At 40.0% G+C, this 12,762-nt stretch carries 9 protein-coding genes; 8 read left to right on the top strand and 1 reads right to left on the bottom strand.

Translation table 11 applies throughout. The annotated features are described in order from the left end of the window. Positions 1-78 precede the first annotated feature (78 nt). The 7 genes from cysQ (at position 79) to BACCOP_RS18610 (ending at position 8,417) form a co-directional block, all read left to right on the top strand. On the top strand, positions 79-891 hold the full coding sequence (gene cysQ, locus BACCOP_RS18640) for a 3'(2'),5'-bisphosphate nucleotidase CysQ (RefSeq protein WP_040312266.1): 813 nt from the start codon (positions 79-81) through the stop codon (positions 889-891). 7 nt (positions 892-898) lie between these two features. After that, positions 899-2,446: an SLC13 family permease gene (locus BACCOP_RS18635; RefSeq protein WP_007571881.1), complete on the top strand. Its 1,548-nt coding sequence runs from the start codon at positions 899-901 to the stop codon at positions 2,444-2,446. 16 nt (positions 2,447-2,462) lie between these two features. Further along, positions 2,463-3,065, top strand: a complete 603-nt coding sequence (cysC, locus tag BACCOP_RS18630) for an adenylyl-sulfate kinase (RefSeq protein ID WP_007571879.1) — start codon at positions 2,463-2,465, stop codon at positions 3,063-3,065. Positions 3,066-3,187: 122 nt separating this feature from the next. After that, complete coding sequence (gene cysD / locus BACCOP_RS18625; RefSeq protein ID WP_007571877.1) at positions 3,188-4,099, top strand: sulfate adenylyltransferase subunit CysD; 912 nt, start codon at positions 3,188-3,190, stop codon at positions 4,097-4,099. 14 nt (positions 4,100-4,113) lie between these two features. After that, positions 4,114-5,619, top strand: coding sequence for a sulfate adenylyltransferase subunit CysN (gene cysN / locus BACCOP_RS18620; RefSeq protein ID WP_007571875.1), 1,506 nt, complete (start codon positions 4,114-4,116; stop codon positions 5,617-5,619). Between the two features lie 30 nt (positions 5,620-5,649). Next, on the top strand, positions 5,650-6,756 hold the full coding sequence (locus tag BACCOP_RS18615; protein WP_007571873.1) for a sulfotransferase family protein: 1,107 nt from the start codon (positions 5,650-5,652) through the stop codon (positions 6,754-6,756). Between the two features lie 233 nt (positions 6,757-6,989). Then, on the top strand, positions 6,990-8,417 hold the full coding sequence (locus tag BACCOP_RS18610) for a Na+/H+ antiporter NhaC family protein (RefSeq protein ID WP_085960440.1): 1,428 nt from the start codon (positions 6,990-6,992) through the stop codon (positions 8,415-8,417). 425 nt (positions 8,418-8,842) lie between these two features. On the opposite strand, the gene BACCOP_RS18605 is transcribed toward BACCOP_RS18610, so the two are convergent. Further along, entirely contained in the window at positions 8,843-10,051 is a 1,209-nt protein-coding gene (locus BACCOP_RS18605; RefSeq protein WP_007571868.1) for an ROK family transcriptional regulator, read from the bottom strand. 248 nt (positions 10,052-10,299) lie between these two features. On the opposite strand from BACCOP_RS18605, the gene BACCOP_RS18600 reads away from it, so the two are divergent. After that, positions 10,300-12,642 (top strand): glycoside hydrolase family 20 protein, encoded by a 2,343-nt coding sequence (locus BACCOP_RS18600; protein WP_007571867.1) that lies wholly within the window; start codon positions 10,300-10,302, stop codon positions 12,640-12,642. The last annotated feature ends 120 nt before the right edge of the window (positions 12,643-12,762 follow it).

Genomic DNA, 12,762 nt, shown 5'->3' with positions numbered 1-12,762 from the left:
GACGAAGGCCAAAAAAAGCGAAGATTAAACTACTAACAATAGGATAAAATGTTGTTATTTTACAACGATTTAGATAATATGGACAAGAATTTATTACTTACAGCCATCCGCGCATCACTGGAAGCCGGATCAGAAATAATGAGTGTATACACCGATCCTAACGCGGATTTTGAGATAGAGAAAAAAGCAGATAACTCACCACTGACTATCGCCGACCGCAAGTCGCATATGGTCATTGCAGCACGATTAGCTTCAACTCCTTATCCTGTTCTCAGCGAAGAAGGGAAAAAAATTCCGGTTGAAGAACGGCAAAGCTGGAATGAACTTTGGATTGTTGATCCGTTGGACGGAACTAAAGAGTTTATTAAACGTAACGGAGAATTTACCGTCAACATTGCTTATGTAAAAAATGGAAAGCCGGAAGCAGGAGTTATCTATATTCCTGTAAAAGAGGAATTATACTTTGCCGACAGCCAGTACGGAGCTTACAAAATAGAGCATATCACTCAATTGGATTCAGAGGAAACAGTCGACAGCCTTATCAGCAAGGCACATCGTCTGCCCTATCAGGAAGAAGCGCAGCGAAGCAGTTTCATAATAGTTGCATCCCGCTCTCACCTTACGCCGGAAACAGAGGCTTATATCGAAGAGATGAAGCAAAAACATCAAGAAGTGGAAACCGTATCGAAAGGTAGTTCACTGAAGCTCTGTCTGATAGCTGAAGGAAAAGCAGACGTATATCCCCGTTTTGCTCCTACTATGGAATGGGATACCGCTGCCGGTCACGCCATAATTCGTGCCATGGGAAAAGAAGTCTATCAGACCGGCACCCAACATCCTTTGGTATACAATAAAGAAGACTTGTTAAATCCATGGTTCATTGCCGAATAACCTATTTATGACATTAGAAGTTATTATTGTACTTGTCGCGCTTGTTGCCATGCTGACTGCGCTGATAATGGATAAGATGCGTCCGGGAATGATTCTATTCTCGGTCGTTGTCATATTCCTTTGTACCGGAATCCTCAGTCCTAAAGAAATGCTGGAAGGGTTCAGCAACAAAGGTATGATCACCGTTGCCATGCTGTTTCTGGTAAGCGAAGGTATCCGCCAAAGTGGTGCACTGACACAAGTTATAAAAAAGCTATTGCCTCAATCACAGACTACTGTTTTTAAGGCACAGGCACGCATGCTGCCCACGATTGCTTTTATTTCAGCTTTTCTGAATAATACTCCGGTTGTAGTTATCTTTGCTCCTATTATCAAGAGATGGGCAAATTATGTAAAACTACCCGCAACCTATTTTCTGATACCTCTGTCGTATGTAACTATCCTGGGAGGTATCTGTACACTGATAGGTACTTCAACCAACCTGGTAGTACACAGTATGATACAAGAATCCGGAATGAAAGGATTCAGTATGTTCGAGCTAGGGAAAGTCGGTATTTTCATAGCCATTGCAGGCATTATTTACCTGTTCCTTTTCTCTAGTAAACTTCTGCCGGCCGACCGTCCTGAAACTCTGTCAGATGAAGAAGAAGAAAACAATCCCTCCCTCCATTCTGTAGAAGCCGTCATCGGTGCACGTTTCCCCGGTATTAACAAGCGGGTTAACGATTTCGACTTTAAACGCCATTATGGTGCAGAAGTAAAAGAACTCCGCCGAGGAGGTAATACCTATAAGGACCTGAGCGAAATCCGTTTCCGTGAAGGTGACACACTGATATTACTTGCCGACGACAGTTTCGTAAAGACCTGGGGAGAATCTTCTGTATTTATCATGCTTGCCAATGGTAAAGATTATGAACCGGCAGGAAAAAAGAAACGCTGGTTTGCCTTGTTCCTATTGCTTTTTATGATCATAGGAGCAACTATTGGTGAATTACCTGCTATACAGAAACTCCTGCCAGAAGGCATTAAGCTGGATATGTTTTTCTTTGTATCCATCACAACGGTCATTATGGCATGGACCAAGATATTCCCACCTCGCAAATACACTAAATATATTTCATGGGATATCCTGATAACCATCGCATGTGCCTTTGCAATCAGCAAGGCAATGGAAAATTCCGGAGTAGCTGACTTGCTTGCAGGTTACATTATCGATCTCAGCCGAAGCCATGGTCCATATATTCTGTTGGCCGTACTGTTCATTATTACCAATATCTTCACAGAACTGATAACCAACAATGCTGCGGCAGCTTTGTCTTTCCCGTTGGCTCTTTCTCTGTCACAGCAGCTGGGAGTAAATCCGATGCCTTTCTTCGTTGTAATATGTATGGCAGCTTCAGCGAGCTTCTCTACTCCAATCGGTTACCAGACAAATCTTATCGTACAAGGTATTGGAAACTATAAGTTTACTGATTTTGTACGAATCGGATTACCATTGAATATTATCACATTCTTAATTTCTGTATTCGTCATACCTCAAATATGGCCTTTTTAATTAACTAACAAACGATATGGAAGAAACTAAACATATTTACCCGATATTCGACCGCATGCTAAGCCGTTCTGATAAAGAAGAATTATTAAAACAACATAGCGTAATGATTTGGTTTACCGGGCTGAGCGGCTCTGGAAAAAGTACTATCGCCATTGCTTTAGAGCGTGAACTTCAAAAGCGCGGATTACTTTGTCGTATCCTGGACGGTGATAATATCCGCAGCGGAATCAATAATAATCTGGGATTTTCTGCCGAAGACCGTATAGAAAACATCCGCCGTATTGCCGAAATAGGCAAACTGTTTGTCGATACAGGTATCATTACCATTGCTGCCTTCATCAGTCCGAACAATGACATTCGAGAAATGGCAGCAAATATTATAGGTAAGGAAGATTTTATGGAAATTTACGTAAGCACTCCTATCGAAGAATGCGAACGTCGCGACGTAAAAGGTTTGTATGCCAAGGCACGCAAGGGAGAAATCAAGAACTTTACAGGTATATCTGCACCGTTCGAAGCTCCGCAACACCCAGCTCTTTCACTGGATACTTCCAAACTTTCCGTAGAAGAATCAGTCAATAAACTGCTGGAATTAATCCTGCCGAGAGTAACCCGGTAAACATGTCAGGACTACGACTTTTGCACAAGAAACTACTGGTTTATGAAATAATATGAGTACTTTTGTGCGAGTCGGTTTTTCACTTATCCAAAAATTTGAACAAAAACATTCATAATTCAGATATGAAAGAAGAATATAAATTAAGCCACCTGAAAGAACTCGAAGCCGAGTCTATCCATATAATCCGTGAGGTGGCTGCCGAATTTGAAAATCCGGTTATGCTATACAGCATCGGAAAAGATTCATCTGTAATGGTACGACTTGCCGAAAAGGCTTTTGCTCCGGGAAAAGTTCCATTTCCATTGATGCACATTGATTCGAAATGGAAATTCAAAGAAATGATCCAATTCCGCGATGAGTACGCAAAAAAATACGGCTGGAACCTAATTGTAGAAAGCAACATGGAAGCTTTCCGCGCAGGTGTGGGTCCGTTTACTCACGGAAGTAAAGTACATACCGATCTGATGAAGACACAAGCTCTGCTACATGCACTCGACAAATATAAGTTTGACGCAGCTTTCGGAGGTGCCCGTCGCGATGAAGAAAAGTCACGTGCCAAAGAACGTATCTTCTCCTTCCGTAACGAATTTCACCAGTGGGATCCCAAAAACCAGCGTCCGGAACTTTGGGACATATACAATACCCGTATCCGCAAAGGAGAAAGTATTCGTGTATTCCCGTTGAGCAACTGGACCGAACTGGACATCTGGCAGTATATCCGTCTGGAAAATATTCCTATCGTTCCATTGTATTTTGCCAAAGAACGACCGGTTGTCAACATCGACGGACAGCTGATCATGCCAGACGACGACCGTTTGCCGGAAAAATACCGCGATAAAATAGAAATGAAAAAAATCCGCTTCCGTACGCTGGGATGCTGGCCTCTGACCGGTGCTATCGAAAGTGAAGCCGACACGATAGAAAAAATCGTAGAAGAAATGATGACTACTACCAAGAGTGAACGTACAACCCGCGTCATCGACTTCGACCAGGAAGCTAGTATGGAACAGAAAAAACGTGAAGGATACTTCTAACAAAACAGAAAATCATGGAAGAACTAGATAAAAACAAATCGGGAAACCCAATGGAAGGTGAAGCCAGAGGGACTATGTCTATCGAAGAATTTCTTGAAAAGGACGAGCAGAAAGACTTGCTCCGTTTTCTTACAGCCGGATCGGTAGATGATGGAAAGTCTACACTTATCGGACGCCTTCTCTTTGATAGTAAGAAACTGTATGAAGACCAGCTCGACGCATTGGAACGTGACAGTAAGAGAATGGGAAATGCCGGAGAACACATCGACTATGCTCTGCTGCTGGATGGACTGAAAGCTGAACGTGAACAAGGTATTACTATTGATGTAGCATACCGCTATTTTTCAACCAACAACCGTAAGTTTATCATAGCCGACACTCCGGGACACGAACAGTATACCCGTAACATGATTACCGGTGGTTCTACTGCTAACCTTGCCATCATTCTTGTTGACGCCCGCACAGGAGTCATTACACAAACTCGCCGCCATACATATCTGGTATCCCTGCTGGGAATCAAACACGTAGTTCTGGCAGTCAACAAAATGGACCTGGTAGATTTCTCCAAAGAAGTCTTCGACAAGATTGTTGCCGACTATAAGGCATTTATCGACCCGCTGGGAGTACCCGATGTAAATTGTATTCCGCTGTCAGCACTCGACGGTGACAACGTGGTTGAAAAATCCGACCGTACTCCGTGGTACAGCGGTCCGTCACTGCTGGAATTCCTCGAAACCGTACACATCGGCAACGACCACAACCTGACTGATTTCCGCTATCCGGTACAGTATGTACTTCGTCCAAACCTTGACTTCCGCGGATTCAGCGCCAAAGTTGCTTCGGGAGTTGTACGTAAGGGAGATGAAGTAATGGCATTGCCTTCAGGCAAGAAGTCACGAGTAAAGAGCATTGTTACTTACGACGGTGAACTGGATTATGCTTATCCTCCAATGTCGGTAACCCTGACACTGGAAGACGAGATAGACGTATCACGTGGCGAAATGCTGGTTCATCCGGATAATGTCCCTATGATAGGACGTAACTTCGAAGCCATGCTGGTATGGATGGATGAAGAAAAAATGGACATGGAGAAATCATTCTTCCTGAAGCAAACCACCAACACCAGCCGCACCCGTGTAGACAGCATTAAATACAAGGTGGATATCAATACAATGGAACATCTGAGCGTAGAAAACGGACGTCTGACCAAAGAAGACATCCCTATGCAGTTGAACCAGATTGCTCACGTTGTACTGACCTCATCCAAAGAACTGTTCTTCGACCCTTATACCCAAAATAAGGCAACCGGCTCTTTCATACTCATCGACCCGATTACCAACAATACCAGTGCCGTTGGTATGATTCTGAACCGTGTAGAAGACAAGGATATGCACAATACGATGGAATTGCCAGTTCTCGACCTGCCTAAACTGGGCATTGCTCCCGAACACTATGAAGCTATAGACAAAGCTGTAAAAGAATTGTCCAGACAAGGCATTGCCATCGAAGTAAAAAAATAAGTTTTTAAAGTATCAACTTAAATTTATAAAATGGGATTACTTGAATTCAGTAAACTGCCTATCAATACCCTTGTAGGTGCAGACTGGAAAACATTCAACCAGATAACAGCAGGTAGAACGATAGATCAGACATATAAAGGGAAATACCGCCTCACCAAGGCGGTATGCCGTCTGCTTTCTACCTTAAAGCCGCTGCAAGACAAGCGTTACGAAAAATTGCTTGCTAACCAACCGCTGGAACACGATCCGGTATTTATCCTGGGACACTGGAGAAGCGGAACAACTTTCATGCATAACGTCTTTTCATGCGACAAGCACTTCGGTTATAACACTACATACCAGACTGTATTTCCACACCTGATGATGTGGGGACAACCGTTCTTCAAAAAGAATATGAGCTGGCTGATGCCCGACAAACGTCCGACAGACAACATGGAGCTGGCTGTCGATCTGCCTCAGGAAGAAGAATTTGCACTGGCAAATATGATGCCGTACACATACTACAACTTCTGGTTCTTGCCTAAGCACATGCAAGAATATGCCGACAAGTACCTGTTGTTTGACGACATCAGTGATGAAGAGCTGAAAGTATTCGAAGAAACATTTACCAAACTGATTAAAATCTCCTTATGGAATACCCACGGAACACAGTTCTTAAGCAAGAACCCTCCGCACACCGGACGAGTAAAAGAGCTGGTAAAAATGTTCCCGAATGCCAAGTTCATTTACCTGATGCGTAATCCATATACGGTATTCGAATCAACAAGAAGCTTCTTCACCAATACCATCCAGCCGCTGAAATTACAGGATATCAGCAACGAACAGTTACAAGAAAACATCCTCTCTGTTTATGCCAAACTGTATCATAAATACGAAGCTGACAAGAAATTCATTCCGGAAGGTAATCTGGTAGAAGTCAAATTCGAAGACTATGAAAAGAATGCTTTCGACCTGACCCAGGAAATTTATCAGAAACTTTCTATTCCTGGATTCGACGAAGCTCGTCCTGCTATCGAAGCATACGTGAACAAAAAGAAAGGTTACAAGAAAAACCAATATCAGTACAAACCTGAAACGGTAGAACTGGTAGAAAAGAACTGGTCGTTTGCTCTCGACCAATGGGGATATAAACTCTAAATATAAAAGACACAGACTTTGTGCTTAGAAGTAAATTCCGGCCAAACACCCAATCAGAATTTACTTGTTCAGGCATCAGGTCTGTGTCTTTTTTATGCCTTCATTTCACGAGAAACATACATATTCATGCATTTTATCTAAAATTTTCACGCATTTTATCCACTCAAAATGCATATTTAAACAGATTTGTTGTATCTTTGCGCCCGCTAAACAATTAAGATATAATGAATTCAATAAAAAAATTCCCTTCACCACTGATTTCTTTTTTACCGATAATTATACTGATATGCATGTTAGTTGCTACCATCAGTACATTCGGGAGCGACGCACTAAACGGCGGTAGTCAGATTTCCTTGCTGGTAACCACTGCTGTCTGTATATTTATAGGAATGGCTTTCTACCGCATTCCATGGAAAGATTATGAACTTGCCATAACGAACAATATTTCGGGGGTTGCTACAGCCATTATCATTCTGCTCATCATCGGAGCACTGAGTGGAAGCTGGATGATAAGCGGTATTGTTCCCACACTTATCTATTATGGAATGCAAATTATTCATCCAGACTTTTTTCTGACATCTACCTGCATCATCTGCGTACTTATCTCTGTCATGACAGGAAGTTCGTGGACAACAATCGCCACCATCGGAATTGCATTGCTAGGTATAGGCAAGTCACAAGGTTTTCACGAAGGCTGGATAGCTGGAGCAATCATTTCAGGCTCTTACTTCGGTGATAAAATCTCCCCACTGTCTGAAACAACGATTCTAGCCTCATCCATTACGGAAACTCCTTTGTTCCGCCATATCCGCTACATGCTCATCACGACCATCCCTTCACTGGTAATCACACTCATTCTGTTTACCATCATGGGATTCACCCATAATGCCCATACTATGGAGCATATGACAGAAGTAGCAATAAGTCTGGAAAACAAATTCAACATTACCCCCTGGTTACTTATCGTCCCCGTCGTAACCGGAATCCTGATAGCCCGAAAGGTTCCTTCTATCATAACTCTTACGATTTCTACATTTTTAGCCTGCATAGCAGCAATCATTTTCCAACCTAACCTGTTGAATGAAATTGCCGGAGAAGAAAACTTGTTTAAAGGAGTGATGATAACCTGTTACGGAAGTACCAATCTTGAAACCGGTAATGCAGCTCTGACAGAGCTCGTTGCCACACGGGGAATGGCAGGCATGACAAACACGATCTGGCTGATACTATGCTCCATGTGCTTCGGAGGGGCCATGACCGCAAGTGGTATGTTGGGAAGTATCACATCTGTTTTTGTACGTTTTATGAAAAACCGTTTCAGTCTGGTTTCATCAACAGTATGTTCTGGTTTATTCATGAACTTAGCCACTGCCGACCAGTATATAAGTATCATTCTGACAGGAAGCATGTTTGGTAATATATACAGAAAACAAGGATATGAAAGCAGACTGTTAAGCCGTACAACCGAAGACTCAGTAACGGTAACTTCCGTATTGATTCCCTGGAATTCATGTGGTATGACACAGGCTACCATCCTGAATGTTCCTACCCTGACCTATCTGCCTTATTGCTTCTTCAATATTCTCAGCCCGATTATGAGTATCATCGTTGCAGCTATCGGATACAAAATAATCAAACATTCAACACCTGAAAAACAATAGTTTATTTAAACTTAAAGTAACAAAAAAGGCTGTTTCAAAATAAAAAACTGAGATAGGATTACTTATAATCCATTAGTTACAACATAAAAAAACTCCTGCTTTTAGTCTTGCAATTGAAATAAACAACGACTAAAGCAGGAGATTTTTATTTCCCAGTTCTATTTTAAGGAAGATTCCTTTTACATTTATACCTTTAAATCATTGATTTACAGCATCCAATAAAAGCTCTAAATTTTCGTACAAATTTTTCAAAAACATCAAGAAGAATTCTCCAAAATATGCTGATATTTTCCAGAAAACAAGGTATTGTTTTTTGTCCTGCATCTTTCTTCCCTTCACCCGATAGTACAATTATATGGGAAACGTCTTCATTCTCACATGCCATGAAGAAAGTGAAGGGCCAAAAAGAAGAAACAATCTACCATTTATGACTCAAACATACTTCTACGCGATAACATACAAGCTCCTATGACTCCAGCCTTATCGAGCAACTTCGACAACGCTATAACTGAATCCTTATTTACCAAATTCAATGAATACTTACGGACCGCACTCTTTATCGGTTGCAGAATATAATCTCCCGTCTGAGCTAAAACTCCACCAATAATAACAAGTTCGGGATTAAGCAAATTAATCAATCCAGCCAGATAACGTCCCAATTTCTGTCCGATTTCCTCAACCAGTTCGATACAAAGCAAATCTTCTTTGTTGGTTGCAGATATGATTTCATCTAATGTCAAAGAAGTATCGCCATGTAAGATGCGTTTGGAAAGAATAGACTGTTTGCCATCTTGCACACATTGCACCAGCTTCCGATGCAAAGCAGCTCCAGAAACCTCCGTTTCCAGACATCCACGCTTACCACAATGACAAAGAATCTCATTATCGAACACATTAAAATGTCCAAACTCTCCCGAAAAGCCTGACTTTCCGGTAAAAATATCTCCATTTATTACCAATCCGGCTCCAAGTCCCCAACTCAAATTTATAAAGATGATATTTTTTTCTCCTTTCACCAACCCTTTGACCATTTCTCCATACGTCATGGCACGGGTATCATTATCAATTGTAACCTTATAGCCTATCTTTTCAGTCATAATCTCTGCCAGCGGACGTTCCTCGAAATTAAACAGACTGAAACTGTATCCTAACTCAGGATTGACCCGACCGGAAATATTGACTCCTATATTCAAAATCTTCTCTTTATCAATATTTGCATGATTTATGAAATCTGTGATGTATCCACACAGTTTATTCAATCCCTCCGGACTATTTTCTGTTTCGTAAGGGATACCCATCTTCAGGTCTACAAAATCTCCCACAAAATTCATAAGTCCAATGTTTAAACTGAACTTCTTAATGTCAACTCCTATAAAATATCCAGAATCGGAAGTCAATCCATACAAAGTAGGAGGACGCCCTTCGCTGGTTTCCTGCTTTCCGTAACTCATGATGTACCCTTCATCACACATCTCCATAATAAATTTTGTAACGGTAGGTACACTTAAATCAAGTTCTTTCGACAAATCTGGTATAGTAGATGAACGGTTATACATATAATAAGTAATAATCCGTTTCTTGGTCAGTGCATTCTTCGACCCCCTTTCGATTTCTTCCAATAACTTTCGAGTCATATTTCCTTCCTTATTAATTCCTCTTTCAAATATAATAATATTTTTTAGAAAGCATCTCTTTCAAATATAATAAATCAAATTACCCTATAAATAAATTCATATTCAAGGAATTCTGCCTTAAACAGACAAAATTGAATAAGCTTATAAAAAACATTAAACTGTATACCCATCGTTACATTAAGAAAAAATTAATTATATATTTGCGATAATTAATAATTAATTTTATTAACTATCTAATTTGTTATATTATGAAAAGAACCATAAAACTTTCCCTTTGCCTACTATCAGCCCTACTTACACTTTTGTCTTGTCAAGAAGAAAGCATACAAGCTGATTACCAAATCATCCCATTGCCTCAACAAATCCAATTAAAAAGTAATGAAGATCCATTCATTATCAATAAAAAAACAAACATACTATACCCAAAAGGAAATAAAAAATTGAAAAAGTACGCACAACTATTGGCACAATATATAGAAGAAAAAACTCATAAAGAAATAACAATAGACTCCGGCACTAAGGCAAATAACTCTATTATTCTACAAATTGTACCCCAAAGTACTAATTTGGAAGGATATCAGATAGACATCAACTCCCATCAAATTACCATTAGTGGCAACAGTGAGGCTGGTATTTTTTATGGCATACAAAGCTTATGGAAAGCATTGCCTATAGCACAAGAAAATAAAGTTATAGCACTTCCAGCTGTACACATTAACGATTTTCCCTACTTCCAATATAGAGGAGCACATCTTGACGTAAGTAGACATTTTTTCAGCGTTAACGAAATCAAGACATATATCGATATGATGGCCATGCACAACATGAACACCTTACACTGGCATCTTACAGACGACCAAGGATGGCGTATAGAGATAAAAAAATACCCTCGTTTAACACAAATCGGCTCAAAAAGAGAAGAAACATTAATAGGACATCTCAATGATTATCCTGAAAAATATGATGGAAAACCTTACCAAGGATTTTATACCCAAGAACAAATAAAAGACATAGTCAGCTATGCATCTCATAAACAGATTACAATCATACCAGAAATAGATTTACCAGGACACATGCAAGCAGCATTAGCATCATATCCAGAATTAGGCTGTACAGAAGGTCCTTATAAAGTATGGACCAAGTGGGGAATTTCAGAAAATGTACTCTGTGCAGGAAACCCCAAGACACTCCAGTTTTTAGATGATGTCTTTAATGAAATTATCGAAATGTTTCCTTCCACATACATACATATAGGAGGCGACGAATGCCCTAAGACCCAGTGGCAGCATTGTCCTAAATGCCAGGCATTTATTCAAAAACAAAACATAAAATCAGATTCAATATATACAAAAGAACAATATCTGCAAAGCTTTATAATGAAGCACGTATCAGAATACCTTAAGAAAAAAAATAGAAAAACAATTGGATGGGATGAAATTCTAGAAGGCAATGCTGATCCTCAAGCAACAGTTATGTCCTGGCGTGGAGAAGCCGGTGGAGTAAAAGCTGCTCAACAAGGACACGATGTCATTATGACCCCTAATACTGTTATGTATTTTGATTTCTATCAAGCATTAGATACAGACAAGGAACCTTTAGCTATAGGAGGATATATTCCTATTGAAAAAGTATACAATTACACTCCAATCCCCAACCAACTAACCCAAAATCAGCAAAAACATATCATAGGAGTACAATCCAATTTATGGACTGAATATATACCCGACTTTTCACATGTGCAATATATGACACTCCCCCGATGGGCAGCACTAGCAGAAATTCAATGGAATAACCCCAAACAGAAAAATTATAATGAATTTCTTAATAGACTAAGAAATATGCTAAAACTATATGATTTAGAAAAATACAATTACGCTAAACATGTACTAAACGTAGATGCTACCTATGTATCTAACCCTGAAACAGGATACACAGAAGTAACTTTATCTACATTAGGAAACGCACCCATACACTATACACTCGACGGCACTATTCCAACAAACCAATCACCTGTATATCAGAAAAAACTACAAATAAACAAAACAACAACTCTACAAGCTATTGCAATCCGCCCAGAAGGAAACAGTGAAATCTACAAAGAACAATTTCATTTCAACAAAGCAACCAACAAACCTATAATACTAAAATTCCCTGCCGACGAAAAATATAACGGACAAGGGTATGGAACATTGGTAGACGGAATCTCCGGAAATACAACTTACGGAAGTGATAAATGGCTAGGATTCAGTAATGGAAATGACATGATTGCAACAATAGATCTAGAAAAAGAAACACCTATTACATCAGTCTCACTCAACACATGCATAGCGACTGGTGATGGTATATTTGACGCGCAACATATTTGCATAGAGCTATCAAGTGACGGGAAAAACTATAAAAAAACAGCATCACAAATCTATACGATGCCAACAGAGCATAGAAAAGAAGTCAAGCAACATACACTAACTTTCCAAACTCAAACAGCACGATACGTCAGAATATCGGCTACATCAGAAAAGAAACTGCCTTCATGGAGTGGACTTCCAGCCATACCTGCCTTTATTTTTGTAGATGAAATATCAATAGAATAATCCTACCTTATAAACCAACCATGACTCAAACCAAAAACACCATATATCCCTAGCACAACAAACCGTACATATTACAAATATCTCACACTATCAACGCATTTAATAATAATCTAAAACAAA

It is taken from the genome of Phocaeicola coprocola DSM 17136, assembly GCF_000154845.1.
Classification (GTDB): Bacteria; Bacteroidota; Bacteroidia; order Bacteroidales; family Bacteroidaceae; genus Phocaeicola; species Phocaeicola coprocola.
This window is presented reverse-complemented; position numbering and strand designations above follow the sequence as displayed.

What these genes read in the sequence shown, in the direction of transcription:
- cysQ (WP_040312266.1), top strand. Translation starts at nt 79, where the DNA reads ATGGACAAGAATTTATTACTTACAGCCATCCGCGCATCACTGGAAGCC.
- BACCOP_RS18635 (WP_007571881.1), top strand. Translation starts at nt 899, where the DNA reads ATGACATTAGAAGTTATTATTGTACTTGTCGCGCTTGTTGCCATGCTG.
- cysC (WP_007571879.1), top strand. Translation starts at nt 2,463, where the DNA reads ATGGAAGAAACTAAACATATTTACCCGATATTCGACCGCATGCTAAGC.
- cysD (WP_007571877.1), top strand. Translation starts at nt 3,188, where the DNA reads ATGAAAGAAGAATATAAATTAAGCCACCTGAAAGAACTCGAAGCCGAG.
- cysN (WP_007571875.1), top strand. Translation starts at nt 4,114, where the DNA reads ATGGAAGAACTAGATAAAAACAAATCGGGAAACCCAATGGAAGGTGAA.
- BACCOP_RS18615 (WP_007571873.1), top strand. Translation starts at nt 5,650, where the DNA reads ATGGGATTACTTGAATTCAGTAAACTGCCTATCAATACCCTTGTAGGT.
- BACCOP_RS18605 (WP_007571868.1), bottom strand. Translation starts at nt 10,051, where the DNA reads ATGACTCGAAAGTTATTGGAAGAAATCGAAAGGGGGTCGAAGAATGCA.
- BACCOP_RS18600 (WP_007571867.1), top strand. Translation starts at nt 10,300, where the DNA reads ATGAAAAGAACCATAAAACTTTCCCTTTGCCTACTATCAGCCCTACTT.